The 26,275-nt window shown below is 63.3% G+C and carries 26 protein-coding genes; 6 read left to right on the plus strand and 20 right to left on the minus strand.

Annotation, left to right across the window (positions count from 1 at the left end; all coding sequences use genetic code 11):
* Positions 1–111: 111 nt before the first annotated feature.
* From AC1Z3V_RS03350 to kdgD, 3 genes are read right to left on the minus strand one after another with little or no spacing between them, the layout of a single operon-like run.
* Positions 112–984, minus strand: coding sequence for an amidohydrolase family protein (locus AC1Z3V_RS03350; protein ID WP_483497210.1), 873 nt, complete (start codon positions 982–984; stop codon positions 112–114).
* Entirely contained in the window at positions 981–2,123 is a 1,143-nt protein-coding gene (locus AC1Z3V_RS03355) for a mandelate racemase/muconate lactonizing enzyme family protein (protein ID WP_483497212.1), read from the minus strand. Before AC1Z3V_RS03355 ends, AC1Z3V_RS03350 begins: the two co-directional genes overlap by 4 nt.
* A gap of 19 nt (positions 2,124–2,142) precedes the next feature.
* Positions 2,143–3,054, minus strand: coding sequence for a 5-dehydro-4-deoxyglucarate dehydratase (kdgD, locus tag AC1Z3V_RS03360; protein ID WP_483497213.1), 912 nt, complete (start codon positions 3,052–3,054; stop codon positions 2,143–2,145).
* Positions 3,055–3,338: 284 nt separating this feature from the next.
* Here kdgD and AC1Z3V_RS03365 point away from each other — a divergent pair, with 284 nt between their 5' ends.
* Both AC1Z3V_RS03365 and AC1Z3V_RS03370 read left to right on the plus strand, forming a co-directional pair.
* Positions 3,339–4,133: an NAD-dependent epimerase/dehydratase family protein gene (locus AC1Z3V_RS03365; protein ID WP_483497214.1), complete on the plus strand. Its 795-nt coding sequence runs from the start codon at positions 3,339–3,341 to the stop codon at positions 4,131–4,133.
* 87 nt (positions 4,134–4,220) lie between these two features.
* Positions 4,221–4,958, plus strand: coding sequence for a FadR/GntR family transcriptional regulator (locus AC1Z3V_RS03370; RefSeq protein WP_483497215.1), 738 nt, complete (start codon positions 4,221–4,223; stop codon positions 4,956–4,958).
* Between the two features lie 20 nt (positions 4,959–4,978).
* Here AC1Z3V_RS03370 and AC1Z3V_RS03375 read toward each other — a convergent pair whose 3' ends face one another.
* The 5 genes from AC1Z3V_RS03375 to pcaD all read right to left on the minus strand — a co-directional run bounded on the left by AC1Z3V_RS03375 (position 4,979) and on the right by pcaD (position 8,710).
* On the minus strand, positions 4,979–6,034 hold the full coding sequence (locus AC1Z3V_RS03375) for a 3-carboxy-cis,cis-muconate cycloisomerase (RefSeq protein WP_483497216.1): 1,056 nt from the start codon (positions 6,032–6,034) through the stop codon (positions 4,979–4,981).
* Between the two features lie 90 nt (positions 6,035–6,124).
* Complete coding sequence (gene pcaG, locus AC1Z3V_RS03380) at positions 6,125–6,739, minus strand: protocatechuate 3,4-dioxygenase subunit alpha (protein WP_483497217.1); 615 nt, start codon at positions 6,737–6,739, stop codon at positions 6,125–6,127.
* The gene (gene pcaH, locus AC1Z3V_RS03385) at positions 6,739–7,488 is read right to left on the minus strand and encodes a protocatechuate 3,4-dioxygenase subunit beta (protein ID WP_483497219.1); all 750 of its coding nucleotides are present in this window, start codon (positions 7,486–7,488) and stop codon (positions 6,739–6,741) included. The genes pcaG and pcaH overlap by 1 nt, the downstream gene beginning before the upstream one ends.
* A gap of 12 nt (positions 7,489–7,500) precedes the next feature.
* A complete protein-coding gene (gene pcaC, locus AC1Z3V_RS03390) occupies positions 7,501–7,905 on the minus strand; it encodes a 4-carboxymuconolactone decarboxylase (protein ID WP_334196943.1) in 405 nt (134 codons plus the stop codon).
* Positions 7,898–8,710, minus strand: coding sequence for a 3-oxoadipate enol-lactonase (gene pcaD / locus AC1Z3V_RS03395; RefSeq protein ID WP_483497220.1), 813 nt, complete (start codon positions 8,708–8,710; stop codon positions 7,898–7,900). Before pcaD ends, pcaC begins: the two co-directional genes overlap by 8 nt.
* A 91-nt stretch (positions 8,711–8,801) precedes the next feature.
* On the opposite strand from pcaD, the gene pcaQ reads away from it, so the two are divergent.
* Together pcaQ and AC1Z3V_RS03405 are read left to right on the plus strand one after the other, a co-directional pair.
* Entirely contained in the window at positions 8,802–9,728 is a 927-nt protein-coding gene (gene pcaQ, locus AC1Z3V_RS03400) for a pca operon transcription factor PcaQ (RefSeq protein ID WP_483497221.1), read from the plus strand.
* Positions 9,729–9,809: 81 nt separating this feature from the next.
* Positions 9,810–10,106 carry a hypothetical protein gene (locus AC1Z3V_RS03405; protein WP_483497223.1) on the plus strand — a complete coding sequence of 99 codons (297 nt, stop codon included), beginning with the start codon at positions 9,810–9,812 and terminating at the stop codon, positions 10,104–10,106.
* A gap of 76 nt (positions 10,107–10,182) precedes the next feature.
* On the opposite strand, the gene AC1Z3V_RS03410 is transcribed toward AC1Z3V_RS03405, so the two are convergent.
* The 10 genes from AC1Z3V_RS03410 to AC1Z3V_RS03455 form a co-directional block, all read right to left on the minus strand.
* The gene (locus tag AC1Z3V_RS03410; protein WP_483497224.1) at positions 10,183–11,802 is read right to left on the minus strand and encodes an ABC transporter substrate-binding protein; all 1,620 of its coding nucleotides are present in this window, start codon (positions 11,800–11,802) and stop codon (positions 10,183–10,185) included.
* Positions 11,803–11,856: 54 nt separating this feature from the next.
* Complete coding sequence (locus AC1Z3V_RS03415; RefSeq protein ID WP_483497225.1) at positions 11,857–12,681, minus strand: creatininase family protein; 825 nt, start codon at positions 12,679–12,681, stop codon at positions 11,857–11,859.
* 63 nt (positions 12,682–12,744) lie between these two features.
* Positions 12,745–13,905, minus strand: coding sequence for an alanine racemase (locus AC1Z3V_RS03420; RefSeq protein ID WP_483497226.1), 1,161 nt, complete (start codon positions 13,903–13,905; stop codon positions 12,745–12,747).
* A 225-nt stretch (positions 13,906–14,130) separates the two neighbouring features.
* Positions 14,131–15,123, minus strand: coding sequence for an oligopeptide/dipeptide ABC transporter ATP-binding protein (locus AC1Z3V_RS03425; RefSeq protein WP_483497227.1), 993 nt, complete (start codon positions 15,121–15,123; stop codon positions 14,131–14,133).
* A complete protein-coding gene (locus AC1Z3V_RS03430) occupies positions 15,120–16,142 on the minus strand; it encodes an ABC transporter ATP-binding protein (protein WP_483497228.1) in 1,023 nt (340 codons plus the stop codon). Before AC1Z3V_RS03430 ends, AC1Z3V_RS03425 begins: the two co-directional genes overlap by 4 nt.
* Positions 16,139–17,047, minus strand: a complete 909-nt coding sequence (ddpC, locus tag AC1Z3V_RS03435; RefSeq protein WP_483497229.1) for a D,D-dipeptide ABC transporter permease — start codon at positions 17,045–17,047, stop codon at positions 16,139–16,141. The genes AC1Z3V_RS03430 and ddpC overlap by 4 nt, the downstream gene beginning before the upstream one ends.
* A gap of 2 nt (positions 17,048–17,049) precedes the next feature.
* The gene (locus tag AC1Z3V_RS03440; RefSeq protein WP_483497230.1) at positions 17,050–18,063 is read right to left on the minus strand and encodes an ABC transporter permease; all 1,014 of its coding nucleotides are present in this window, start codon (positions 18,061–18,063) and stop codon (positions 17,050–17,052) included.
* 134 nt (positions 18,064–18,197) lie between these two features.
* Complete coding sequence (locus tag AC1Z3V_RS03445) at positions 18,198–19,739, minus strand: ABC transporter substrate-binding protein (protein WP_483497231.1); 1,542 nt, start codon at positions 19,737–19,739, stop codon at positions 18,198–18,200.
* Positions 19,740–19,862: 123 nt separating this feature from the next.
* Entirely contained in the window at positions 19,863–20,495 is a 633-nt protein-coding gene (locus AC1Z3V_RS03450) for a helix-turn-helix domain-containing protein (protein ID WP_429818528.1), read from the minus strand.
* A gap of 177 nt (positions 20,496–20,672) precedes the next feature.
* Positions 20,673–22,130 carry a M81 family metallopeptidase gene (locus AC1Z3V_RS03455; protein ID WP_483497233.1) on the minus strand — a complete coding sequence of 486 codons (1,458 nt, stop codon included), beginning with the start codon at positions 22,128–22,130 and terminating at the stop codon, positions 20,673–20,675.
* A gap of 111 nt (positions 22,131–22,241) precedes the next feature.
* On the opposite strand from AC1Z3V_RS03455, the gene AC1Z3V_RS03460 reads away from it, so the two are divergent.
* Both AC1Z3V_RS03460 and AC1Z3V_RS03465 read left to right on the plus strand, forming a co-directional pair.
* On the plus strand, positions 22,242–23,066 hold the full coding sequence (locus AC1Z3V_RS03460; RefSeq protein ID WP_483497234.1) for a M55 family metallopeptidase: 825 nt from the start codon (positions 22,242–22,244) through the stop codon (positions 23,064–23,066).
* 23 nt (positions 23,067–23,089) lie between these two features.
* A complete protein-coding gene (locus tag AC1Z3V_RS03465) occupies positions 23,090–24,328 on the plus strand; it encodes an NAD(P)/FAD-dependent oxidoreductase (protein WP_483497235.1) in 1,239 nt (412 codons plus the stop codon).
* 18 nt (positions 24,329–24,346) lie between these two features.
* Here the strand turns inward: AC1Z3V_RS03465 and AC1Z3V_RS03470 are convergent, their stop codons facing one another.
* Complete coding sequence (locus AC1Z3V_RS03470) at positions 24,347–25,696, minus strand: MATE family efflux transporter (RefSeq protein WP_483497236.1); 1,350 nt, start codon at positions 25,694–25,696, stop codon at positions 24,347–24,349.
* Complete coding sequence (locus AC1Z3V_RS03475) at positions 25,697–26,275, minus strand: peroxidase-related enzyme (protein ID WP_483497238.1); 579 nt, start codon at positions 26,273–26,275, stop codon at positions 25,697–25,699.

A 26,275-nucleotide genomic window follows, 5' to 3' on the forward strand; every position in this document is an offset into this window, starting at 1 on the left:
CGTGCTTCGGCCTCTCCCAAGGCCGGGTTGCTGCCCGTCCGGGCCGGCATGCGAAATCCTCTTGTCGTTAGGCCCGGCAGGGAGCCTCCCAACTCCCATTGCGGGCTGACGTCACGCCACGGCGAAGGCCGGCAGCTTGAACAGGTGTTCCGGGTTCTCGACGAGGGCCAGGTGCCGCGCCCGGTCGTCGGCAAGCCAGCCGAGCACCAGTTCCGCGAGCCGCGCGTCATCGGGATAGTCTTCCGTCTTGCGGATCATGTTATGCGGCCAGTTCGAGCCCCAGACGATGCGTTCCGGAGCATGTTTGGCGATCCGGCGCGAAAAGGCGGCCACGTCTTCGTATGGCCATCCCTCCCGCGAACTTTCGTAGACGCCAGCGAATTTGAACCAGACATTGCCGCGGTCGATCAACTTCAGCAGCGCCGCGATATCCGGTCCATCAGGATCGACGCCGGCAAAGAACTTGCCGTGGTGATCCAACACCCAGCGCGACCTGATGCGCTCCAGCCGCGACAGATGGTCGAGCAGCCTGTTGCCGTCGAACTGCACGGCGATCATCCAATCTGCCGCGTATGCCCGCGCGTCCACTGCTTCCAGCGCGCCGAGCCCCACCGCGCCACCCGGCAAGTCCATGATGCGTGCGCCGACAGCGCCGCTTTCGCTCAACTTTCGCATCTGCGCATCCGAAGTGTCCTCGTCGATGACGACGACGGCGCGCGCGGCGGCACCCATTGCCGCAACACAGGCAAGCGTGTTGGCATTGTCCCGCTGATGGGCGTTGCCCTGGGTGATGATCACCCTGTCGATGCCGAGCCAGGCCATGACCTGACGATAGGCCGCAGCGTCCGGCAAGGGTTCAACAGGCAAAGGCGGACCGCCGGGAAGCGACGGGAAGGCTGGCAGATACATGTGCATCTGCGAATCGATCGCGCCCTTCGGCAGACGCGGTTCAGGCGGGCGGCCGGTCAGGATTCGCTCGATCATCTTGCAGTCTCGGGCATCTTGAATTCGGCGAGCGCATCGCGATTGATCTCGATACCGAGCCCCGGGGCGTCCGGTATGGCGACGACGCCGTTGACGGCCTCGATCGGCGCCGTCAACACGGCCTGGCGGAACGGGTTCTCCGTCCGGTCGAACTCCAGGATCGGCTCAATCGGCTTCACCCGCACCGGATCCGGCGTCATCGCCGCCATGAATTGCAGCGCCGCGGCAATGTGAACCCCCGTGCCCCAGACATGCGGCACGATGCGAACGCCATGCAACGTCGCGAGGCTGGCGATCTTCAGCATTTCGGAAAAACCGCCGCAACCGCACAGGTCCGGCTGCAGGATGTCGACGGCGCGGCTCTCGATCGCCGGCCACATGCCATAGCGCGCATGCCAGGTCTCGCCGCCCGCGACCGGGATAGGCTGCCCTGCCCTGACCTCGCGATAGGCCGAGAGCTGCTCCGGCACGACCGGCTCCTCGAACCAATCGATGTCATAGTCCGCCGCAGCCTTGCCGAGGCGGATCGCTTCGGTGACGGTGTAGCCGTGGTTGGCGTCGATCATCAGCCGCATCTCGTCGCCGATCGCCTCGCGCACCGCGCGGATGACGGAAAGGTCTTCCGCGATGCCGAAGCCGATCTTGATCTTGCAGGCGTGAAACCCCTGCGCCCGGCGCTCCGCCATCTCCATCGCGTTGTCGGACACACGGTCGACGCCATCACGCTTGAAGCAGCCGGTCGCATAGGCGCGAACGCTCTCGCGCCAGCGACCGCCAAGCAGCATCGAGACGGAGGCGCCGTAGTGCTTGCCCTTGAGGTCCCAGAGCGCGATGTCGATGCCGGACAGCGCCGTGATCGCGAGGCCGCGCTGCCCCTGGTCGCGAAGCGCGTTATAGAGGATCGCCCAGAGCTTTTCGGTCTGGCGCGGATCCTGGCCGATCAGCCAGGGGGAATAGGCCGCGACCACGGCCGCATTCGGCCGCGCCGGCCCAAGGCACTCGCCCCAGCCGATAGTGCCATCATCGCATTCGATCTCCACCAGCACATGGGCGCGACGATCAAAGCGCATGGACGCGCTTTCGAAGGGCACGGCCAGCCGGTGCTCGAGGAGATGGGTGCGGACGGCGGTGATTTTCATCGGTTGCCCTCGCTGCGGTTCAATTCTTGCGCTTGTTCGCACCGATCAGGGCATCGAGCATCGCGACTTCGTCATCGGTGAGGTCTTTCAGCGGGGCGCGGACCGGGCCGGCATTGAAGCCCTGCAGGCGCACACCGGCCTTGATCGCCGAAACCGCATAGCCCTTGCCCCGGTTGCGGATTGCCATGAACGGATAGAAGAAGTCCTTGAGGATGCGCTCGCAGGTGACGCGGTCGCCGCCGCGAAGGGCGGCGTAAAATTCGTTGGCAAGGCCCGGCACGAAGTTGAAGACGGCAGAGGAATAGGTGGTGAAACCGGCGCCGAGATAGGCCTCGGCAAAGAGCTCGGCGGTCGGCATCCCGCCGAGATACATCAGGCGGTCGCCCATCTTGGCCGTGACCTGACGCACAAGCCCGATGTCGCCGGTGCCATCCTTGAAGCCGATCAGGTTCGGGCACGCGTCACAGAGCCTGGCCAGCGTGTCGGCCTGCAGCACCGAATTGTCGCGGTTATAGACCATGACGCCGATACCGACCGACTGGCAGACCTTCTTCACATGGGCGTAAAGCCCTTCCTGCGGCGCGTCGATCAGGTAGTGCGGCAGAAGCAGGATACCGTCCGCGCCAACGCGCTCGACCGACCGGGCGATATCGATGGCCATCTCCGTACCGTAACCGCAACCGGAAACGATTGCCGTGTCGCCTGCAACCTCCTTAGCGGCCCGCACGATGCCGGGAATTTCATCGGGCTTCAGCGAGAAGAATTCGCCGGTGCCGCCGGCAGCAAATAGCACCGGCGCCTTGTAGCCGGCCAGCCACTCGACATGCGCCCGATAGCTGTCCGGCGCAAAACGGCCCTCGGCATCAAAATGCGTGACCGGGAAAGAAAGCAGGCCCGATCCAAGAGCGGCCTTGATCTGCTCGGGGGTCATTTCGTGCGGGTCCTCCTCAAAACGCGATGCATCCTACTAAGCAAGTCATGGCATTCATGTCAATAGGTCATAATACAAGTGATCATACAAGCTAAAATATGCCACAATCGCGCTTGAAAGCAGGCCTTTCCGCCGGATTTTGGGGCATATCTCACTTCGACGCAGAAACAAAATTGACGCAACTCGTCCATATTGCGTCGATCACATATTATGTGTTAGCCCCTATTGTATGATGGCATATGACAATGCCGCGACACCGGCTGGCCTTCTGGAGGAAAGAGGAAATGGAACGGCTTTTGATCACCGGCGCGGCGGGGCAGCTCGGCCGCGCCATGCGCAAGAAACTTGCGCCGCTGGCAACCGTGATCCGACTTTCCGACCGGTCGCCGCTCGATCCGCCAAGCGAAAACGAAGAGTGCATTCAATGCGATCTCGCCGATGCCGCGGCCGTCCATGACCTCGTCACCGGTTGCGACGCGATCCTGCATCTCGGCGGCATCTCGGTCGAGCGGCCGTTCTCGGAAATCCTCGACGGCAACATCCTCGGCCTCTACAATCTCTACGAGGCGGCCCGTGCGAACGGCAAACCACGCATTCTCTTCGCCAGCACCAACCACACGATCGGCTTTTATCCGCAAAACGAGCGGCTGGGTCCGAACGCGCCCTACCGGCCTGATGGGCTCTACGGCGTCTCGAAGTGTTTCGGTGAAGCGCTTGCCCGCATGTATTTCGAGAAGTTCGGGCAGGAGACGGCACTTGTCCGCATCGGCTCCTGCATGCCTGAACCGACCAACTACCGCATGCTCTCCACCTGGCTTTCGCATGACGACTTCGCCTCGATGATCGAAGCGGTGTTCCGCGTGCCGGTTCTTGGCTGCCCGGTCATCTGGGGCGCCTCCGCAAACGACGCCGGATGGTGGGACAACGCCCATGTTTCCTGGCTCGGGTGGCGAGCGAAGGATAATGCGGAGGTCTTCCGCGAGAAGATCGCCGCAAACACGCCGAAACCGAAGCCGGAGGATTCCCTGGTGCGGTTTCAGGGCGGCGCCTTCGTCGATGATCCGATTTTCAAGGATTAAGCGGATCGTGCTTTGCCCCCCATGGATTGCACTGCCGATCGGCAATGGCGTATCCAGAAGCCTTCGTTAAATTACGGAATTGGCCCCATGACCAATGCAACCGCATCCGAGACCGCCGCTCCACCAGGCAAGACACTGGTGGCGAAGGTGACGGATGCACTCAGCAGCCAGATTGCCGGCGGTCATTACAAGCCGGGAGACCGCCTGCCGTCCGAGGCACAACTTACCCAGGAGTTCGGCGTCAGCCGCACCGTGGTGCGTGAGGCGATTGCGGCACTCCGCTCCGGCGGACTGGTCGAGGCGAGACACGGCATCGGCGTCTTCGTGCTGGAGCCGACTCCGGTCGCTCCCTTGCCTTTCCACGGCGTCGATCTCGCGCGGGTCTCCTCGTTGATCGAAATGCTGGAGCTCAGAACCGCAGTCGAAGGCGATGCCGCCGCCCTCGCCGCCCTTCGCCGCTCGCCGGCGCAGGAGGAAAAGATCGTCGAAGCCTTCGACAGGTTCTGTACGAGCGCCTCCGAGGGACGTCCAACCGCCGAAGCCGATTTCAATTTCCATCTCGCGATTGCCCAGGCGACCAACAATCCGCGCTTCAGCGAGTTCCTGCAGATGCTGGGTCCGGCCCTTATTCCCCGCCGCGCGGTTTCCGAAAGTGGCGAGGAGACCGTGCTGGCGTCGACAGAACTGAGCCGATTGATCTCCGAGCACGAGGCCATCCTCATCGCAATTCAGGATGGCGACGAGGAACAGGCGCGCAGCGCCATGCGCCAGCACCTCAAGAACAGTCAGGTGCGATACCGCTCGATGTTGCGCGCGGCCCGTTGAGGGCCGGGTGGCGGCCGCGCTCAGGCCCGGCCAAGCCGGCGTATGTTGCTCGCAAGCTCGGCCGCCAGGCGAAGCGCTGCCGCCGCTGCACCAGCCATCTGCGGCATGATCAGCCATTCGAGCGTCCAGGCGGCACCGGAGCGTTCCTGCTCGTGGATCAGCGCCTGGTGCATGCCGGAGAGCTGGGTCGCGTTGAAACGTGCCAAGGATACCAGAACCTCCGCCGCAACGGGGTTCTGCTTGTGCGGCATCGCCGAGGAACCACCGCCACCGGCAAGTTCGATCTCGTCGCCCTGCTGCGCCATCAGCGCGATATCCTGGCCGAACTTACCCAGGCTGCCGGTCATCAGCGATAGCGCATTGGCAAAATCCGCCACTTCCGAGCGCTGACTGTGCCATTGCGGAAAATCGGCGAGTCCCAGTTCTTCCGCAAGCGTGGCGCGCACGTCATCTGCCCGGTCATCGAGTTTTTCGAGCGTTCCTGCAGCGCCTCCGAACTGGACGGCGAAGAGGTCACGGTCCATCGCTTCCAGCCGGTCCTTGTGGTCAAGCAGCGGCTCGATCCAGCTGCGCAGCCGGTCGGATACGGTGATCGGGATCGCCGCCTGCATCCGGGTCCGCCCCATCAGCGAACGCTCCCCCCATTCGTTGTCGCACTCCTCGAGCACCGAAACGACATTGCCGAGGCGCACGGCGAAAAGCTCGGCGATCGCCTTCATGCGCAACATCATGCTGGTATCGATGACATCTTGGCTGGTGGCGCCGTAATGCACATAGTCCGCAACCTCGCCACCAACGGCTGCACGCAATTGCCGGACGAGTTCCGGCACAACCACCCCATCCACACCCATGGCGCGTTTGAGCGCGATGACGTCGGGGGAGAAAGCACGACAGGCCCCGGTGATCCGGTCGGCGGCGCTTGCCGGGATGACGCCGTGCACGGCTTCCGCCCGTGCAAGCGCCGCCTCGAAGGCGAGCATCGCATGGATCTCGGCGGAGGCCGAAAACTCGGCGGCAACCGCCTCATCACCCAGGAGACCGGAAAGATAAGGATGGTCGAAGGCGGAATAGGTCATGGTTTCCCCGTTTCTGCTTGCTGAACGAAATGCCACCTGCTGCATGGGACGCACTATTCTTCGCCCCATGTCCAGGCGTGACATTCCTGTTCAGATGTCGAGGAACACCGTTTCCTTCTCACCTTGCAGGTGAATGTCAAAAACATAATTAGGCGCCGCTCCGGTCGCGACAAGCGTCGCGACGCGATGGCGATGTTCTATTCGCGCAAGCAACGGATCGACGGCGTTGGCCTCGGCTTCCTCGGGGAAATACATGCGCGTGTGCAGCCCGACATTGATGCCGCGCGCAACGATCCAGAAGGTGATGTGCGGCGCCATCGGCCGGCCGTCCTTGAAAGGCACGCGCCCCGGCTTAACGGTCTCGAAGATGAAGACGCCGTCGTCCGCGGCGGTCGGACAACGTCCCCAGCCGGAAAAATTCGGATCTGCCGAACCGCGCAACTCGGTTGGCGAGTTATAGAGACCCGCCGCATCCGCCTGCCAGATCTCGACGAGCGCGTCCTTCAGCGGCGTACCCGCGCCATCGATCACGCGGCCAGTAATGGTGATCCGCTCGCCAAGCGTCTGCTCGTTCACCATCCGTGCGCCCAGATCCGTTTCATAGACGCCGCCGATGCCGCAGAAGTTCGGGGTCAGGCCGATATGCACATAGGGGCCGGCCGTCTGTGACGGCGTTTCCTTGAGATAGCTAAGTTGCTGAACCATCAGTTGCCCTCCAGCCGGTTCTCGAACAGCGTCGAGCGGCGTCCCCGCAGCACGATATCGAACTTGTAGGCACGCGCGTCGAACGGAATCGTGTTCGCCCAGTCGAGCGGCGCGATCAATTGTTCGATCGCCTGGCGATCGGGGATCGTGTTGACGATCGGACACTTCCAGATCATCGGGTCGCCCTCGAAGTACATCTGAGTGATCAGGCGCTGCGCGAAGCCGTGGCCGAAGACCGAGAAATGGATGTGGGCCGGACGCCAGTCGTTGACGCCGTTCGGCCAGGGATAAGGGCCAGGCTTGATCGTGCGGAAGGAATAGCAGCCCTCGTCGTCGGTGATCGTGCGGCCGCAGCCGCCGAAATTCGGGTCGAGCGGCGCAAGGTAGCTTTCCTTCTTGTGGCGATAACGGCCACCGGCATTGGCCTGCCAGAATTCGAGCAGCGCGCCCGGTACTGCGCGCCCGCGCTCGTCGAGCACGCGCCCATGCACGATGATGCGCTCGCCGATGGCGCTTTCCCCTGGTCTGGCGAAATTGTGGATCAAATCGTTGTCGAGCTCGCCGATGACAGAATGGCCGAAGACCGGGCCGGTGATTTCCGAGATCGTACCGTCGAGCGACAGGAGTGCCTTTTGCGGCGAGCGCAAAACCGAGGTTTTGTAGCCTGGCGTCAGCGCCGGCGCGTGCCATTGCCGGTCACGCGGGAAAAAGGCGCCGGTCTCCGGCTTTCCATTCGTTCTGTCGGACATCATCTTCTCCCGTCAGGCCGCCTTGCCGGCATCGATCTCGGCAAAGACCTGCTTGGCGATCTTGATTGCGTGATTGGCCGCCGGCACGCCGGCATATATCGCCACATGCAGCAGCGCTTCGCAGATATCCTCGCGGCTTGCACCCGTATTACTCGTCGCCCGCACATGCATCGCCACCTCGTCATCCTGGCCGAGCGCAGCGAGCAGCGCGATCGTTACGATCGAGCGCTCGCGCTTCGTCCAAGTCGGACGCGACCAGACATGACCCCAGGCCGCCTCGGTGATCAGTTCCTGAAAGGGGCGATCGAACTCGGTGGAAACCGACTGCGTCCGATCCACGTGATTGTCGCCGAGCACGGCCCGGCGCGTGGCCATGCCCTGGCGATAGCGATCGGAGGGCGCAGAGGCGTCATTCATGGGTCTTGTCTCCATGCATTGCGATTTCGAAGAAGGCGCGCAACACCGCGGTCAGCGCCTCCGGGCTTTCGACGCAGGGAATATGACCTGCATCGCGAATGACTTCGTATCGTGCACCGGGAATGAGGCGGGCTGTGGCGAGCACGACATCTGGCGGCGTCGAACCGTCCTGGTCGCCGACGACGCAGAGCGTCGGCACCGCGATGTGGGCGGCGGCCTCCGTGTAGTCGGCGTCGCGGATGGCGGCACAAGTGGCCAAGTATCCGGTTACCGGCTGGCGCACCAGCATGTTGCGATAGCCGGCATAGGCGGTGTTTTCCGGCCGGCGGAAGGCCGGCGTGAACCAGCGTTCGAGCACACTGTCGGCGATCCCTTCGATACCATGTTCCTCGATGGCGGCGATGCGCGCCGCCCACATCTCGGCGGTACCGATCTTGTGCGCCGTGTCGCAAAGAACCAGCGCACGCACGAGATCGGGCCGGCGCCGGTAGAGCGACTGCGCAATCAGGCCGCCGACGGAGAGGCCGCAGACGATCGCCTGCTTGACCGAAAGCATGTCGAGCAGGCCGGCAAGGTCGTTGGCATGATCCTCGATCGCATAGGGCGTCGGCCCGATTTCCGAAAGGCCATGGCCGCGCTTGTCATAGAGGACAATGGCGTAGTCCCCCGCGAGCCGAACGACGACGTCGCGCCAGATGCGAAAATCCGTGCCGAGCGAATTGGCAAAAACCAGCACCGGCCGGTCGCCGGTCGCGCCGATCACCTGGTAGTGGATCGTGATGTCGTTGATGCGGGCAAACTGCACGGGCTCTCCTCCGTCACCAAATTGGATATTTAATCTGGTTAGGTAAAATGATATTTCATGGCCTTTCATTAACTTGAGGGTTATGAATTCCATGCTCGACGCCCGGGTCAAGTTTCGCCATCTGCAGACTTTTGTCGAGGTCTCCCGGCAGAAGAGCGTGATGAAGGCGGCCGAACTGCTGCATGTCAGCCAGCCGGCCGTGACCAAGACGATCCGCGAACTCGAAGAGGTGCTTGGCGTCGCGGTTTTCGAGCGCGATGGGCGCGGCATCAAGATAACACGTTACGGCGAGGTATTCCTGCGCCACGCCGGTGCGGCACTGACGGCGCTGCGGCAAGGGCTCGATTCCGTTTCGCAGCAGCGCGCTGGCGACGGGGTACCGGTCCGGGTCGGGGCGTTACCGACGGTCTCGACACGGATCATGCCGCACGCCATGACGCTCTTCCTCAAAGAGGATACCGGTGCGCGCATCAAGATCGTCACCGGCGAAAACGCCGTGCTTCTCGAACAGTTGCGCGTCGGCGACCTCGACCTCGTCGTCGGGCGGCTTGCGGCGCCGGACAAGATGACCGGTTTTTCCTTCGAACATCTCTATTCCGAACAGGTGGTCTTTGCCGTCAGGGCTGGCCATCCCCTGCTTGCGGGCGCGCATTCCACATTTGCACGGCTCGCGGATTTCCCGGTGCTGATGCCGACGCGCGCCTCAATCATCCGCCCCTTCGTCGAACGCTTCCTGATCACCAACGGCATCGCCAGCCTGCCGAACCAGATAGAAACCGTGTCCGACGCCTTCGGCCGTGCTTTCGTGCGGGCGAGCGATGCGATCTGGATCATCTCCGCCGGCGTCGTCGCCGCCGATGTCGACGACGGCACGATCGCGATCCTGCCGATCGACACCAGCGAAACGAAGGGACCGGTCGGCCTGACCATGCGCGCCGACGCGGCGCCGACGCTCGCCCTCTCGCTGCTGATGCAGACTATTCGCGAAGCGGCGACGGCGGTCTCGACCAAGCTCTAGCGGGCCGGCGGCGGCTGCTGCATCACGGAGGCGACAGCAGCGAGCCGTTTCCTGATCAAAGCGACGGGCCGACAAGCCCGCTTGCCATCATCTCGCGCCGGCAACCGCTCCGACATTCATTATACGGCTGCTGCTCAGCAAACCGGCGGCCTGCACCAGCGGATAGCCGGCGGCTGCGATATCGGCGTTGGTCCGGTGGGGATCGCGCACGAGATCAATGAAGAGGGCGTCGTCTCCGGCGCCGGCGGCTGTGTCCGCATGCTCGCCGCCAAGACGCCGGCGCACAATCTCATCTTCGAGCCCGTGGAAACGGCCACCGCCAGACGGGAATTGTCGCGGCCGTTCATCCACCCCTCCCCGGGGACCACTGAAGCCTGAGAACTTCAGCTCCCCGGACGGGACCGGACGAACACCGCCTGAGAGCCGCAAACAGACCCGGCGCGGGGCGCGTGGGCTACTCCTCGATGTCGACCTTGTCGAAGCGATGCGAACCCAGAGGCTCCATCACGTAGTTCTTCACCTTCTTTGACATCGGCAGCACGACAGTGGAATGGGCGATCGGTACCCACGGCGCCTGCTCGCTGATGATCGCCTGTGCCTCCTCGTAAAGCTTGGTCCGCTCACTCTGATCCGCGCTCATCCGCGCCTTCTGGAAGATCTCGTCGAGCGGCTTGTAGCACCAGTTGGCATTGTTGCTGCCGCCGACGCCGGCGCAGCTGAAGAAGTAGCTGAGCAGGTTGTCCGGGTCGCCGTTGTCACTCGTGCCGCCGAGGATGATGGCGCCATCGCGCGCCTTGTCGCGCGACTTCTTGAGGTATTCACCCCACTCGTAGGAGACAATTTCGACCTTGATACCGACCTTGGCGAGATCCGCCTGCATCAGTTCCGCCGTACGGCGTGCGTTCGGCATGTACGGGCGGCTGACCGGCATCGCCCAAATCTTCATGCTTAGATCTTTGACGCCTGCCTCGTCGAGGAGCTTCTTTGCCGCCTCCGGATCATAGCTGTATCCATCGATACTGCCGTTATAGCCCCACATCGTCGGCGGCAGCACGCTCTGGGCGAGCTGGCCCATGCCTTGATAAACGGAATCGACGATCGCCTTGCGGTCAATCGCCATGTTGATGGCGCGGCGGACCTCCAGCTTATCGAACGGCGCGACCAGGGTGTTCATCGCCAGATAGGAAACGTTGAGGCCGGGCTGCTCGAGAACGTTGAGGTCCGGATTGGCCTTCAGCCCTGCGATATCAGCCGGTGCCGGATAGGGAGCGACATGGCATTCGCCTGCCTGAAGCTTCTGCATGCGGGTCGTCGGGTCGGTGGTAATCGCAAAGATGAGATTGTCGATCTTCGGCGCGCCATCCCAATAGTCGGCGTTGGCGGCAAAGCGGATCGCCGCGTCCTGCTGGTAGTCGACGAAGCGGAACGGCCCGGTGCCGACCGGCTTGCGGTCGAGGTCCTCGCGCCGGCCTTCCGCCGCCAGCTTGTCGGCATATTCCTTCGAAACGATCGAGCCGAAATTCAGCGCGAGCTTCGACGGCAGCGACGCATCCGGCTGGTTCAGGACGAATTTGACGGTCCGGTCATCGACCTTGACGATCTCTTTGATCGCCGCCGGCATCTCCATCGCGTTGAACATTTCCCAGTTCGCGCCGGCAAAATAGCTGTGCCACGGATCATCCTTGTCCAGCTGGCGATTGAAGGTAAAGAGCACGTCATCCGCGTTGAAATCGCGCGTCGGCGTAAAATCGTCCGTCGTCTGGAACTTCACACTCTGGCGCAGCTTCAGCGTATATTCGAGATTGTCGGCGGAAATGGTCCAGCTTTCGGCAAGGCCGGGCACGACATTAGTGGTGCCGGGCTCGAATTCGGTGAGGCGGTCATAGACCGTCTCGGCCGACGCGTCCCAAGTGCTGTTGGCCGAATAGAGGGCCGCGTCGAAGCCTTCCGGCGCGCCCTCGGAGCAATAGACGAGCGTCTTTGCCATGGCCGGAGACAGTGCTGCGCCCGAAAGCACGGTTGCAGCGAAGAGCGAGACAAGGAGCTTGCGCGTGCGCGCGAATTTCGGGTTCATTGGTGTGTCCTCCCTAAGAAATGCGATGGACCGGCAGATGGCGTGCCGGAAAGATCAGTCGGCCCTGCCGGCCGTCGTGCCGAGCCCGCGACCTGGCGCCCAGACGGGATCCGGCGCAGTCCAGAGCACGTCGTTGCGGATGAGCTTGACGAGTTCGCGTGCCTGCAGGTCGAGGAAGCGTTCTCCCTTTTCAGCCGTTGCGCTGCGCGGATCGCCCCAGGTGCCGGTGACCGGCGCGCGCTCGGAGAAGGAATAGAAGCGCGACACGTCCGCAGGCACGTCGACGGGGTGCTGCTGGTTGCCGAAGGCCTGGCCGAACATCTCGGTCTTCACCGCGTCCGGCACGATTGCCAGCATGACCGAGGCCTCGCCTTCGCAGGCATGGTGGGCGCCCGTGTCGACCTCGAAGATCTTTGATGCTTCCTCCGGTGCCAGCATCCATGGCGTGGTGGCGACGATCGGCATGGCGAACTCGACCGCCAGTTCGCGCACGGCAACCGCCAGCGGATCCATATTGCCGCCGTGACCGTTGACGATGAACAGGCGCTGGAAGCCGAGCGTCTTCAGCGAGCGGACGATGCAGCGGATGAGGCGGCTCAGCGTATCGTAGTCGAGCGTGATCGTACCGCCGAAGGGCAGATGATGCTCGCTCATGCCGGTCCACAAGCCCGGCAGAACGGCGACCGGAATGTCATCGGCTACCAGCCGGGCAGCGCGGATCGCGGCTGCCGATGCGCTCGCCGTGTCCGTGATGACCGGCAGGTGCGGTCCATGCTGCTCCAGCGAGCCGATCGGCAGGATTGCCAGCGCGCCCGGCTTGCCGGCGATTTCGCGCAGGCTCGGCGCGGTCATGCGCGCCCATTCGACTTCCTTCGTCATGTCCAGTTCTCTTTCATTTCATCGAACCAAAATCTGTTCGCCGCCGCACGGGCGGCGTGCGGCTTACGTCTGGCGTCCCCGGGCATCGACTTGCAGCGTCACAGCGCCCCCGTCCGATGGCCGCAGGGTGACGTTGTCGAATTGCGCGACGACCGCGCAGGAATGGTTGGGAAAGATGCGGACGCGGCTACCGATGGCGGGTGGGGCGTCTGCAAAACGGACAAAGCCGTGTTCCTCGGAAAGCCGCTCGACCTCCCAGGACGCCTGCGCGCAATCGTCGGCACAGACCGCGATACCGAAGCCGCTGCCGCCGGAGCCATGCGCGCCAAGGTCGGACGAGAGCGATTTGGAGCCGGCGTCGACGATGAAATGGCTATCGTTGTGGGCGACGACGGTTGCGACCACCGAAAGCGAAAGATCGTCCGGCGTGGCGATACCGAGGCGAAGCGCCGTGCGGTCGAGAAAGGCGTAGTTGCCCGGGCGGATCTCCGTGACGCCCTCAGGAACGGGAGCGCCAAGGCAGGTCGGCGTCGCGCCGACCGAAATTCTCGGCACGTCGATCCCGGCTTGCCGCAAACGCCCGGCCAGTTCGAGAAGATCGCGCGCCTCCGCCGATGCGATGTTTGCGAGTTCCTCCGCGCTCTTGCTGCCGTAGGCGTGACCGGCATGGGAGAGCAGGCCGGCAAAGGCCAGGTGGGGATGGCGGTCGATCCTCTTCCCCAGCACAAGGGCTGCCGGATCCTGCGGCTTGGCGCCGACGCGGCCGAGACCGACGTCCACCTTGAGAAAAACGCCAAGGCGAACGCCAAGTGCCGCGGCTGCGGCTGCGATGGCGTCAACGCCCGTTTCATGCGCCGCGATCAGCAGCAGTTCGGTTCCGCGCGCCTTGGCGCTTGCCACCAGCCGGTCGATCTTCTCGCGCCGGACGATCGGATAGGCAAGTGTGAGCGACGGGACCCCCGCCTCGACGAAAACCAGCGCTTCCTCAGGCTTGGAAGCGGTCACGCCCACGGCACCGAGATCGAGCTGGCGGCGGGCGATCGCAAGGCTCTTGTGGGTCTTGATGTGCGGGCGCAGCGTGACACCCGAGGCATTGGCCCGCGCCTGCATGCCGCGCAGATTGGACATCAGCCTGACTTCATCGAGTTCGACATAGGGCGTCGGCAGGTCGGCCGCGTTCGGTCGACGGAAGGCGGCGATCAACGTTGAGTCAGTCAATCTCATCTCCGGCAAGCGGCGGGGTCGCGAAGAAGCGCCCCCGATTGGCAAGCTCCGCCCGAAGGCGGCGGCTACAAATTTGCACAGTCGGAAATATCAATCAAATTATTTTTCCTATAAGAAAATTATATTTCTCAAAATGTGCGCACGGCGCATCAAACGGCATAGGCGGCGATGCGGCACCGCTCCGGTGGCTGCCAGCGGCCAGGATGTGCCACGGCGTCTGCGCTTTCATGTCTGCGCCAGATGGCACCTTACTTGGCGTGTGCTGTCGGCCAGGCGCCGCAGGGCCTGCCCTGCCTCGCAGCCACCACTGATCCTGTCGCATCTCTGCCTGTAGAAGCAGCCGTCCGGCAGACTGCGGTTGTTGGGCAGTTCACCTGCCCGTACCTGGGCGATGTCCGGCAGCGGGCTTTCGAAACTCGGCGCCGCCGCCAGAAGCGTCTGGGTATAGGGATGGCGGGGATTGCGCAGGACCTCTTCGGCCGGGCCGGATTCGACGATCTGGCCGAGATACATCACCGCGACGTCGTCACAAAAATGGCGCACCAGCGCGACGTCATGCGAGATCAGGAGATAGGTGAGCCCGCGCTCTCGCTGCAGCTTCAGGAGCAGGTTGATGATCTGCGCCTGCACCGACACGTCGAGCGCCGATGTCGGCTCGTCCAGAACCATGAGGTCCGGGTCGGTGCTGATCGCGCGGGCGATAGCGATGCGCTGGCGCTGGCCACCGGAAAACTCGTGTGGCAGCCGATCGAGATGTTCTGGCCGGAGCCCGACAGCGACGGCCAGTTCCTCCGCCTTCTCATGCAGCTCGGCCCTCGTGTGGCCGCCGCGAACATGCAGCGGTTCGCTGATCAGCCGCCAGACCGGCAGGCGCCGGTCGAGCGAGGACTGCGGGTCCTGAAAGACGATCTGCATCTTTTGCCGCAAGACGCGCTTCTGCTTGCCTTGAGCCGCCTGAAAATCCTCGCCGTCGATCTTGACCTTGCCCACTTCGTAAGGTGCAAGTCCGATGATCGCCTGGGCGAGCGTGCTCTTGCCGCAGCCGGACTCGCCGACAATGCCAAGGCTCCTCCCGGCGCGAACCGTCAAGGTCACGCCGTTGACGGCATGCACATGGGAGGTGGGGCGGCCGAGCCAGTTGCGGGACGCCGGGAAGCGGACGTGGAGATCGGAGACTTCGAGCACCGGCCGCGTGAACGTATCAACGCCTTCCGTCATTGGCGGCTCCCTTGTCCTGCCAGTTCCACTGCTACGCCGCGCTGCCAGCAGGCCACCTGCTGGCCGTCGGTTCCCGCCAACTGCGGGGTCTTGGATCGACATTGTTCGACCGCCTCCTTGCAGCGCGGCTGGAAATAGCAACCCGCGGGCGGATGCAGGAGGTTCGGCACGGCACCGGGAATCGCCTCGAGTTCCTGTTTCGGTGCCACCCGCTCCGGCAGGCAGCGCAGCAGCGCCTGGGTGTAGGGATGCTGCGGTGTTTCGAGCACGGTGCGGGTCGCGCCGTGCTCCACGATCCTCCCGGCATACATCACGTAGAGCCGGTCGCAGAGCTGCGACACGACGGCGACATTGTGCGAGATGAAGATGACGGCGGTGCCCGTCCGGCGCGCGCGGTTCTGGATGAGCCTAAGGATCACCGCCTGGACGGTGACATCGAGCGCGGTTGTCGGCTCGTCGGCGATGATCAGGCCGGGATTGCAGGAAAACGCCATGGCGATCAGCACCCGTTGCCGCATGCCGCCGGAGAGCTCGAACGGATAGAGGTTCATCACCCGCTCGGGCTCGCCGATCAGCATGTCGGCAAGAATGTCGCGGGCGATGCGCCTGGCATCAGTCGGACCCACTTCCTCGTGACGCATGATGACGTCGGTCAGTTGCCTGCCGATGCGGATCGTCGGGTTCAGTGCGTTCATCGGTTCCTGGAAAATGGTCGAGACCACCTTGCCGCGCAGGTCCTGCAACTGACTGTCGTCCATGGAAAGCGTGCTGTGGCCAAAGAGCCTGACGGATCCGGCGGTGATCCTGTAGCGCCCCTTGGGCAGCAGGCCGGTTGCGGCCATTGTCGCCACCGACTTGCCGCAGCCAGACTCGCCGACGATACCGACGATCTCGGCCTTTCCGACGTTGATCGACACATTGTCGAGCGCCCTGACGGCGCCGCTGAAGGTAGGAAACTCCAGCGACAGATTGTTGATGGCCAGCGCCTGGCCGCGTGGTTCTGCCGTGCCCGTCATCATCTGCCGCTCAAGCGCGGGTCGAGCATGTCGCGAATGCCGTCACCAACGAGATTGCACCCCATGGCCGTGATCAGGATCGCCAGCCCCGGAAAGGTCGCGTACCACCATTGATCGAGCATGTAGCTGCGACCACTGCTGACGAGCGCGCCCCATTCGGCGGTCGGCGGCTGGGCACCTAGGCCGATGAAACTGAGGGCGGCGGCGATCAGCACGACGCCGCCGAGATCGAGCGTCGCCTGGACAATGATCGGCGACATTGCATTCGGCAGGAGATGCCAGCGCAGAATATAGAAGGAGGAGGCGCCGTAGGTGCGCGCCGCCTTCACGAAGACCTGCTCGCGCAGCGAAAGCGTCTGGCCGCGGGCGAGGCGCACATAGGCGGGAATACGAACGATCGCCACCGCCAGCATGGAATTGAACAGGCTCGGGCCAAGGGCCGCGGCCAGCGCCATGGCCAGCACCAGCGCCGGCAGGGCGAGTACGACATCCATCAGCCGCATGATGGCGGTGTCGACCCGTCCGCCGACCACGCCGGAAAAACAGCCGATCAACACTCCGATCGCTGTTGAAATCAGGACGATCATGAAGGCGGCGCCGCAGGACGCCCTTGCCCCGTAGATCACGCGGGAGAACAGGTCACGCCCGACTTCGTCGGTGCCGAACCAGTGCGCGGCGCTCGGCGGCAACAGGCGCGCCGTCAGGGACACCTTGTCCGGATTGTAGGGCGCGATGACCGGTGCCGCGACGATCATGACGAGAACGACGAGGATGATCGCGACGCCGACCAGGGTCAGCGGGCTGCGGCGGCTGAGGTACCAGAGATAGCGCAGTCGCTCGGAGAGAGACTTGGTCCGGCGCATTGCTGCCTTTGTTGCGACGGGTTCTGTCGGCATGACGGCGGTCATGGTCAGACCTCCCTGATCTGTGGATCGGCGAGCATATAGGCGAGATCGACCAGGAGGTTGATCAGCACATAGCCGACAGATGCGACGATGGTGAAGCCCATGATGGCGGGGAAATCGAGCGTCTGAATGGAGGTCACGACATAGGTGCCCATGCCCGGCCAGGCAAAGATAGTCTCGGTCAGCACCGCACCATAGAGAAGATCGCCCAGCGCCAGCCCCAGCAGCGTGATCGAAGGGGTGAGCGCGTTTCTGAGCGCATAATTGAAGATGATCATGCCCTTGCGCAGGCCGCTGGCGCGCGCCGTTCGGATGTAATCCTCCTGCAGCACGTCGAGCATCGAGGCGCGGATCTGGCGGGTGATCACGCCCATATTGGCAAAAGCCAACACGAAGCCCGGCAAGATGATGTGGTAGAGGGCACTGCCAAAGGCATCGAAACGACCCTGCAACAGCGAGTCGATGAGCAGGAAGCCGGTGATGCGTTCGGGTGCTACGATGCCCATCGCCAGCCGTCCGCTGCCGGGCAGGATCTGGAACTTGGCGTAGAAGACGTAAATCAGGATCAGCCCGAACCAGAAGACCGGCATCGAGATGCCGCAGACGGAGACCGTGCGCGCGATCTGGTCGATCGGGCCATCCTTGTAGACGGCCGAGAGCACGCCGAGCGGTACGCCGAGACAGATCGCGATGAAAAGCGCGACCGTTCCCAGCTCCAGCGTCGCCGGCAGGAAGGTGCGGATGTCGGCGGCAACCGGGCGATTGGTGCGGAGCGACGTGCCGAGATCGCCTTGCAGGAGATTGCCGATATAGATGGTGAACTGCTCGACGACCGGCCGGTCGAGACCGAGGTTGCGCCTGACGTTTTCCAGCGTTTCAGCACTTGCCCGGTCACCCGCAATCATGCGCGCGGGATCGCCGGGAATGAGGTGCGAGATCGTGAAGGTGATGACCGCGACACCCAGCACCACGAAAAGCAGCAGGATCAGACGCGGAAGTATGATGCGGGTGATTGCCATGGATGCCAGCCCTTCCGGCAGGGAAAACCCGGCCTAGCTTGGGAAACGATGAACCCCTGCCGGCACGGGCGCTGTGACCGGCGGCAGGCGTTCCGTGACATGAGGTTGGCCAAGGCGCCGCTTGGCCCTATGCCTCATTCCGTTTTCGACATCGTTGCGAAGTTGTAGACTTGGATCAGCATGGGATTGTAGACATAGCCCTTGACGGCGGCGCGGCGGGCGAAGATGTCGTTCTTCTCCATGATGTAGAGATAGGGCGCGTCATCGGTCGAGAGCTTCTGCGCTTCGATGTAAAGCGCCTTGCGCTTCTCCTCGTCGACGATGGATCCGGCTTCCTTGACGAGCGCAGTCACCTTGCTGTTGGCGTAGAAGGAACGGTTGCCCGGCCCACCCATTTTGTCGGCGTCGAACCAGTAGTTCATGAACATGTAGGGGTCGGCAAAGTCAGGCGTCCACGCGCCCGGCGCCATATCGAACTTGCCGTTGGCGACCAGTTCGCGCTTGGTCGTGTCGGCGACTGCCTGCAGATCGAGCTCGATGCCGATTTCCGCAAGCGAGGCCTGCAGTGCAAGGCCGACCGGCTCCCAGGCCGGATCGGCCTGCGAGAAGGTGTAGGTCAACCGAATATCGCCCTTGCCGGATTCGGCAAGCAGCGCCTTGGCCTTCTCGATGTCGTATGTGTACTGGAAGCCTTGCGGGTCGTGTCCCCACATGCCGCTCGGCACCGCGCCGCGCATCTGCTTGGCCTGGCCGAGCATGATGCCGTCGATGATGCCCTGATAGTCGACCGCATAGGAAATCGCCTGACGGACCTTGGCGTCGTCGAGCGGCGGCTGGCGGTTGTTCATGTAGATGTAGTTCACATACATGCTCGGATTGCTCTCGACGACGACGGAGGCATCCTTCTGCAGCGCTTCGGCCTGATCGAGCGGAATCTGTTCGATGATGTCGGCATCGCCGTTGGTCAGTTGCAGGCGGCGGGCCGAGACGTCGCCGACGATGCGGATGACCACCTGCTTCAGTGCCGGCTGGCTTCCGGCGTAGTGTTCGTTGCGGTCGAGAACGATGCTCTGGTTGCGCTCCCAGGAGGCGATGCGGTAGGGGCCGCTGCCGGCCGAATGTTCGGCGAGCCAGGCCTTCGCCATGTCGCCGTCCTTCTCATGCTCGATCACCTTGGGATTGATGATCGCGGCACCGGAGACGGCAAGCGTCGAGATAAAGGGCGCAAACGGCGCCGTCAGGTGAAATCTCACGGTCAGCGGATCGACGACATCGACCTCCTTCAGCACCGGAAACGCATCGGAGGGGCCAGCCTTCAGCTTCATCAGCCGATCGAAGCTGAACTTGACGGCCGCCGCATCGACCGGCGAGCCGTCATCGAACTTGTGACCGGCCGCAATCTTGAAGGTCCAGACGAGGCCGGCATCGTCGGCGGTCCAGCTTTCGGCGAGTTCCGGCCCAACTTCAGTCGAGGCGCCCTTGTAGGCGACGAGCCTTTCATAGGCGGCATAAGTGAGCGTGTAGCCGCTGTTGCTGATCTCAATGCCCGGATCGGCCGTCGGCGGATCTTCCGCGCGCGCCAGCACCAGAACGTCCTGCGCGGCCATCGCGCCGGAAAGCGGCGTCGATGCCAGAAGCAATGCAATGCCGATCGATTTCCACTTGGAACCGTTCATCTCGTAGTCCTCCCCAGAACTGCGGCGTGCGATGCCCTCCCGGCACCTACCGCAGTGCTAGACTAGGAAACGATTTTCCTAAGTGCAATATTTTTTCTTATCGTATTTGTTTTTTAGTTTCGATCAGCTTTTGAGCTTGATCGTCTGCGCATTTGCCAGCGTGGACACCAGCTCGGTTTCCGGGGTCGAGCAAACGCACAGGATCTGCGCCGGCTCTTCGCTGACACTCAGATAGGCGTGCCCCATCATGGCGTCGAAGTAGCAGGAATCGCCCTTCTTGAGCCGCAGGGGGGCATAGATCTCCGTGTGAAGCTCCAGTTCGCCGTCGATAACGTAGAAGAATTCCTCGCCCTTGTGCCGGATAAGCGGGCCGAACTCCTCGAGCGTGCGTGCCCGCGCCACCGCCAGAATAGGCACCATCGACTTCTTCGAGATCTCCGTACAGACATAGAGATAATCGTAGTTCTGCGTGATGATCTCCCGCCCGTCGCCGGACTTGGTATAGGTGCGCCGGCCAAGCATGTTGGGAGCATCTTCCCCGCCCGCCGTGGTCCCGAAAAGCTCGACGATGTCGACCTTCAGGCCCTGGGCAAGCTGGATCAACCGGTCATAGGTGAGCTGCATCTGGTTGTTCTCGACCTTGGAGAGGGTCGAGACAGCAAGCCCGGTCATGGAACTGACTTCGGCCAAGGTCCAGCGATTGCGGTTGCGAATATCCTTGAGGATATCGCCGAGGCTGGATTTCGCGTCGGTCATCGTTGGCGTCTCCATTTGCCTGCAGCCATCGAAGTGCTCGCGGGTCTACACCCGCCCGAAACACAGAATCCGATTGGCATGATAGGAAAACCATTTCCTATAATACGTGACCGAAATCAACATCGTGTTGAAGGCAAGTCCCCGCCCCACATCCACTTGCAGCGTTTGGCCGCCCACCTACTCGGCGAACGGGTTGGCGATCCTTGGCCAGTAGGGGCGCTTCAGCTTGGTGAAGGGCAGATCCTCGAAAGTCGGCTGCAAGGCGCCGGGCGCGCTCACATAGAGAATGTTGTGCGCGATCGGTTCGAAGCCGGCGCGGAAGTGGTTGCTGGATTTCACCACGACGATCTTTTTCCGTGCGGGGTCCAGGCCCAGCGCCGTCATACATTCCGGATGGAAGGTCTGGGTGCGCACGGTGTTGAGCACGATGTCGATGCTGCCGGACGAGACCCACACGGCATCGCCGATGGCAAGCGGCGTCGGGCCGAAGCGCTGGGTGATGCCGGACGCCACGCGCCTGACGGTCACCGTCAGATCGAGCGGGTCACCGGAGGCCGGCCCGACCTTGCCGCCGATCCTCAGCGCCAATGTGGCACCCTCTCCCGCCTCGCGGCACATGCGCACCGCAATCGGATCCCAGTAGAGACAGGAAGCCACATCTTCGATGCGGCGCTCGATGATGCGACGCAGGATGAAGGTCGAGTCTCCGGGAGCCCCCCCACCCGCATTGTCCGAGACATCGGCGAGCACGACGGGTCCTGCTTTCGCGGCCACCACCCGGTCCAGAGCGGCGTCGATGCCGAGATAGTCTCCCCGCATGTCTTCACGTGCCTCGAAAATTTCACGGCCGAAGGACCGGGCGACACGCGTCGCCTTTTCCGGATCGTTGTCAGTCACAACAAGCATCTTGGCGCCGACATCTTCGACGTCGCCCCAGGGAAAGCCATGGCCAAAGGAGACCGACAGCACACCCTCCTCTCCCTCCATCGCCTTCATGCGATCGACAATGCCGCGCAACGGCGCGCGATGGGGATGGAAGGTGTTGATCATCCGGCAGTCGTGCACACCCATTGTCGGCTTCACTTCGCCCGCGAGCGTGCGCTCCATCAGCCGGAACAGTTGCTCCGCAACCTCCTCGATGTCGGTATGCGGGTATTCCTTGTAGGTAGCAATCATGGTCGCATTGGCGAGCATGCGGTCGGTGATATGGCAGTGGAGATCAAGTTCGGCCGCGACCGGCACATCCGGTCCGACCACCTGCCGGACATGCGCAAGCAGATCCCCTTCGACATCGTCGTATCCGTCGGCGACGCAGGCGCCGTGCAGGGCAAGCATGACGGCGTCAACCGGCATCGCTGCCCTGAGATCGTCGAGAATGGTGGCGCGGAAGCTTTCATAGACCGCCCGCGTCGTCCTGCCGCCAGGCTCGGCCACGGCGCACAGGCTCTCGACCACATCCCAGCGATTTTCCTCAGCGGCGTTGCGCCAGACGAACATCTGGGACGAGCAGCAGTTGAGTGGTTTGCTGGTCGCATCGCCGTATGCGATCAGGTTTTCCCGGAAGGCCTCGAGGCCTGTCTGCATTGGCGAGAAGGTGTTGGTCTCGGTGTCCAGCCCCGCGATGAAAAGTTTCATTTCCGCCCTCCGCCTATCAAGAAAGATATTTTCTAATCATAAAACTATGTTTATCGTCGGAAAGTCAAATGCATTATCCGCGCCCACGCGCGGCTGACCGGGGAGGCAGGAATGCGCATCTATATTTCCGCTGACATCGAGGGGATCGTCGGGGTCGTCAGCCGCGACCACCTGATGCCCGAAGGTTTCGAATACGAAAACGCCAGGCGCTGGATGACCGACACAGTGGTCCATGCCTGCGAGGCTGCGCACGAGGAAGGTGTAAAAGAAGTCATCCTCAGCGATTCCCACGGAAATGGCGAGAGCATTCTGATCGACCGCCTGCCCGACTATGTGCAGGTCGTGCGCAGCTGGCCGCGACCGCTGATGATGATGCAGGGCGTCGAACTCGGCTCCTTCGTCGGCGCCATGCTTCTCGGCTACCATGCTGGAGCGAGCCATTTGGGCGGCGTGCTGTCGCACACGATCGGCGGTACGGCGTTCGCCGAAGTGCGGATCAACGGAGTCGTCATGCCGGAGGCCGGCATCAACGCCGCCATTGCCGGACATTTCGGCGTCCCGGTGCTGCTCGCATCCGGCGACAGTGTCGCCCTGGAGGAGATCAGGGAGCGTATCGGCGACATCGTGACGGTGCCGGTCAAGCAGGTCTACAGTACACAATCGGCGATCACGCTGACGCCCGCCGTCGCCCATCGCCGCATCCGCGAGGGCGTCAAGTCGGCGCTGGCGAAAGCCGGCTCGGCCAAACCGTTCAAGCTGGAAAACCCTGTCCTGGAGATCGTCTTTCGCAACCGCCTTCCCGCCGAATACCTCTCCTATCTCAAGGGCGTCGAACGCACCGACGGCTACACGATCCGCTATCAGGGTGACGACATGGTCGACGTGTCGCGCTTCATCCAGTTCGTGGTCGGCTACAACTCCCGCCTGACTTTCTGAAACCCCCTACTTCGGTACCTACAATGACCACCTCTATCGTCCTCGGCGCCGGCATGGTTGGCGTCTCCACCGCGCTCGCCTTAAAGGAGGCCGGGCACGAGGTGGTGCTCGTCGATCGCAAGGCGCCGGGCCGGGAAACCAGCTACGGCAACGCCGGCATCATTCAGACCGAGGCCGTCGAACCCTATGCCTTCCCCCGCTCGCTTGCCGAAATCATCAGGGTCGCCCTGAAGCGCGGCAACGATACGGACTGGCGGCTCGGCGACATGCCGCACCTGGCGCGACCGCTTTGGCGCTATTTCACGCAATCGGCACCCACGCCCTATGCGAGAACCATTGCGGCCTATTCGAAGCTGGCGCTGAGGGCGAGCGACGACCACGCGCGCTTCGTCGAGCCTGCCAAAGCCGATGACCTGATTGTTCGCCAGGGCTGGCGCGCCGTCTACCGTTCACGCGCGAAACTCGACGCAGCTGCCGCGACCGCTTCGCGCCTCAAGCGTGATTACGGCGTGCCCTCGGCCGTGCTCACGTCCGACGAACTTGCGGCAAGCGAGCCTGCCCTCAAAAGCCGGCTGGCGGGGGCGGTCCACTGGACCTCGCCCTGGACCTGCCGCGATCCCGGCGAGCTGGTCGCGCGCTACGCCGCGCTCTTCGTCGCCCGTGGCGGGAAAATCGCCCGGGGCGACGCCATGTCCCTGCAGCAGACCGGCGTCGGCTGGCGGGTCCGGGCGGAGGACGGCGACGTCACGGCTGAAAACGCGGTCGTCGCTCTGGGGCCGTGGTCACCGGTGCTCTTGGCGCGCTTCGGCTATCGTGTCCCCATGGTGTTCAAACGCGGCTATCACTGGCACTTTGCGGGCGAGGACGGCCCTCGCATCTCGATGCTGGACGTCGATAGCGCCGCCCTCATCGCCCCGATGAACGCGGGGTGGCGGGTCTTGACCGGCGCGCACCTGGCGCCGCTCGGCACCCCGCCGGCGTCGCGGCAGATACGGCACGCCGTCAGCGCCGCCCGCGAACTCTTCACGCTGCGCGAGCCCGTTGAAGCAAGACCGTGGTCGGGCACGCGCCCCTGCATGCCCGACATGTTACCCGTCGTCGGGCCCACTCGGCACAAGGGCCTTTGGTTCCATTTCGGCCATGGGCACCAGGGCTTTACCCTGGGGCCGACAACAGCGCTTCTCCTGGCAGAGCTGATTGACGGGCATCACACCAATCCGCTGGCCCTGCCCCTGTTGCCGTCGACCCGAGACTGGGCATAGCCGAACGCTGAAGCCCGGTCATTGCATTGCTGTCGAAAACGTGCGGTCGGCGAGCCGCGGCAGCATCAGGCGGAAGGCGACGCTGCGGGCGCTTTGGAACAGGATCAGCGCGATCCACAAGCCGTCATTACCGAACACGGGCTGCAGGATCGCCCAGGCGGCAAAATAGATCGCCAGTGACGCGACCATCAGGTTTCGCATCTGTTTCGACCATGTAGCCCCGATATAGACACCGTCCATCTGGAAGGCGACGATGCCGAAGATCGGGAGAGCCGCGACATAGGGCAGGTAGGTATGCGCAAGCGCGGACACGCTCTCCGTCGGGGCGGTGATGCCGATCACCCAGTCGCCGGCCGCAAGCAGTGATAGCGCGACGATCCCGGCAAAGATGAAGCCCCATATCGTGGTCAGGCCGACAGCCCGGTCAAAGGCCGGCCGGTAGCGCGCGCCGACGGCACGCCCCGCCAGTTGCTCCGCCGCCGTTGCCACCCCGTCGAGAAAGGCGACACCGAAGAAATAGAACCGCAGCAGGATCGTATTGGCCGCGAGGATCTCGATGCCGAGCATACCGCTCTGGCGGGTGAAGAAGGAGAGCCCGATCAGAAGCGCGAAGGACCGGATCATCATGTCGCCGTTAACTGAGAAGGCGCGGCGAAAGGCGGTAAGATCCGGCAGGTTCCAGGCGGTCCGGTCGGTCTTTGTCCAGATGAGATAGAGCCCCGCCAGCGCCGTGACAGCCTCTGCCACCAACGAAGCGGCAGCAACGCCCGCCACGCCCCAGCCAAGGCCGAGGACCCAATGGACACTCAAGCCGGCGTTCAGTGCATTGAGCAGGGTTTGCAGGATCATGCCCCAGAGCGCATCGCCGCGCCCGATGATCCAGCCGAAGACCACGAAATTGAACAGAACGAAGGGCGCCGACCACACGCGCCAGGCGAAATAGGTGGCGGCCGCCTCGGCCACTTTCCCCTCCGCTCCCATTGCGGCAAGACCGAGCGCGCCGATCGGCTTTTGAAGCAGAAGCAGCGCCGCCCCCGCCACCAGCGCGATGACAAGCCCGCTTGCGAGCATGCGCTGCTCTTCGCGTCGGTCACCGGCGCCGAGCGCCTGGGCAGTAAAGCCCGTGGTCGCGCCGCGCAGAAAATTGAAAGTGACGAAGATGACGTCGAAGATGACGGTGGAAAGCGCTACGCCGCCGATCAGGGTCTCGTCACGCAGCTGGCCGATGACACCGGTTGCGACGAGCCCGACCAGCGGGCTCGACAGATAGGCGACCATCATCGGCAGCGCGATGCGGAGCACGTCGCGATGCGCGATGTCGAAGGGGCGGATCGTCACCGCAGTATGGTCGCGAGGCGCGTGTTTCACTCAATCCAGCCGGTGGGGTTCGCCGAGCGTATGCATCAGTCGGTTGGCCCAGCCGAAGATCGCGACCGCATGGATGAGATCGAGGATCTGGAGGTCGTCGAGACCGATCTCGCGCAGATGGTAGAACTGGTAGGCGCCGACATTGTCCGGGTGGGCGGTCAGGTCGACGCCGAAATTGAACAGCGCCTGCTCGAACTCCGGCAGGTTCGCGTCGAGACCGCTGCCATAGATCTCGTCCACCACCTCCGGCCGCTTTTCGAGCTGGATGTAACGCGCGGCATGAACCGAAGCGCAGTAGATGCAGCGGTTGACGAAGGACGCGGCAAGCGCACCAATCTCGCGACCGCCGCGGGAGAGGCCGCCCTCGCTATACATGATGTCGTTGAAGAGCGGCGTGCGCTCCTTCAAGGTTTCGGGCTCGTTGGCAAGAACCAGCACATAGTCCGAGATCTTCTTGTTGGAAGGCGTAATCTTCAGCGCGTCGAGCTGTTCGGCTGTCGCCGTATCGATATCGACCGGCTTGACGTAGGGCTTCCAGTCGAGCGCTTCGACGGTGAATTCGCGCACGGCTTGTGACAT

It is taken from the genome of Ensifer sp. 38_S197, assembly GCF_056924495.1.

What these genes read in the sequence shown, in the direction of transcription:
- ddpC (WP_483497229.1), bottom strand. Translation starts at nt 17,047, where the DNA reads ATGACCGCCGTCATGCCGACAGAACCCGTCGCAACAAAGGCAGCAATG.
- AC1Z3V_RS03375 (WP_483497216.1), bottom strand. Translation starts at nt 6,034, where the DNA reads ATGACCTATTCCGCCTTCGACCATCCTTATCTTTCCGGTCTCCTGGGT.
- AC1Z3V_RS03445 (WP_483497231.1), bottom strand. Translation starts at nt 19,739, where the DNA reads ATGAACGGTTCCAAGTGGAAATCGATCGGCATTGCATTGCTTCTGGCA.
- AC1Z3V_RS03355 (WP_483497212.1), bottom strand. Translation starts at nt 2,123, where the DNA reads ATGAAAATCACCGCCGTCCGCACCCATCTCCTCGAGCACCGGCTGGCC.
- AC1Z3V_RS03350 (WP_483497210.1), bottom strand. Translation starts at nt 984, where the DNA reads ATGATCGAGCGAATCCTGACCGGCCGCCCGCCTGAACCGCGTCTGCCG.
- AC1Z3V_RS03370 (WP_483497215.1), top strand. Translation starts at nt 4,221, where the DNA reads ATGACCAATGCAACCGCATCCGAGACCGCCGCTCCACCAGGCAAGACA.
- AC1Z3V_RS03450 (WP_429818528.1), bottom strand. Translation starts at nt 20,495, where the DNA reads ATGACCGACGCGAAATCCAGCCTCGGCGATATCCTCAAGGATATTCGC.
- AC1Z3V_RS03440 (WP_483497230.1), bottom strand. Translation starts at nt 18,063, where the DNA reads ATGGCAATCACCCGCATCATACTTCCGCGTCTGATCCTGCTGCTTTTC.
- pcaH (WP_483497219.1), bottom strand. Translation starts at nt 7,488, where the DNA reads ATGTCCGACAGAACGAATGGAAAGCCGGAGACCGGCGCCTTTTTCCCG.
- AC1Z3V_RS03430 (WP_483497228.1), bottom strand. Translation starts at nt 16,142, where the DNA reads ATGATGACGGGCACGGCAGAACCACGCGGCCAGGCGCTGGCCATCAAC.
- AC1Z3V_RS03410 (WP_483497224.1), bottom strand. Translation starts at nt 11,802, where the DNA reads ATGAACCCGAAATTCGCGCGCACGCGCAAGCTCCTTGTCTCGCTCTTC.
- AC1Z3V_RS03425 (WP_483497227.1), bottom strand. Translation starts at nt 15,123, where the DNA reads ATGACGGAAGGCGTTGATACGTTCACGCGGCCGGTGCTCGAAGTCTCC.
- AC1Z3V_RS03420 (WP_483497226.1), bottom strand. Translation starts at nt 13,905, where the DNA reads ATGAGATTGACTGACTCAACGTTGATCGCCGCCTTCCGTCGACCGAAC.
- pcaC (WP_334196943.1), bottom strand. Translation starts at nt 7,905, where the DNA reads ATGAATGACGCCTCTGCGCCCTCCGATCGCTATCGCCAGGGCATGGCC.
- AC1Z3V_RS03365 (WP_483497214.1), top strand. Translation starts at nt 3,339, where the DNA reads ATGGAACGGCTTTTGATCACCGGCGCGGCGGGGCAGCTCGGCCGCGCC.
- AC1Z3V_RS03415 (WP_483497225.1), bottom strand. Translation starts at nt 12,681, where the DNA reads ATGACGAAGGAAGTCGAATGGGCGCGCATGACCGCGCCGAGCCTGCGC.
- kdgD (WP_483497213.1), bottom strand. Translation starts at nt 3,054, where the DNA reads ATGACCCCCGAGCAGATCAAGGCCGCTCTTGGATCGGGCCTGCTTTCT.
- AC1Z3V_RS03465 (WP_483497235.1), top strand. Translation starts at nt 23,090, where the DNA reads ATGACCACCTCTATCGTCCTCGGCGCCGGCATGGTTGGCGTCTCCACC.
- pcaQ (WP_483497221.1), top strand. Translation starts at nt 8,802, where the DNA reads ATGCTCGACGCCCGGGTCAAGTTTCGCCATCTGCAGACTTTTGTCGAG.
- pcaG (WP_483497217.1), bottom strand. Translation starts at nt 6,739, where the DNA reads ATGGTTCAGCAACTTAGCTATCTCAAGGAAACGCCGTCACAGACGGCC.
- AC1Z3V_RS03460 (WP_483497234.1), top strand. Translation starts at nt 22,242, where the DNA reads ATGCGCATCTATATTTCCGCTGACATCGAGGGGATCGTCGGGGTCGTC.
- AC1Z3V_RS03455 (WP_483497233.1), bottom strand. Translation starts at nt 22,130, where the DNA reads ATGAAACTTTTCATCGCGGGGCTGGACACCGAGACCAACACCTTCTCG.
- AC1Z3V_RS03475 (WP_483497238.1), bottom strand. Translation starts at nt 26,275, where the DNA reads ATGTCACAAGCCGTGCGCGAATTCACCGTCGAAGCGCTCGACTGGAAG.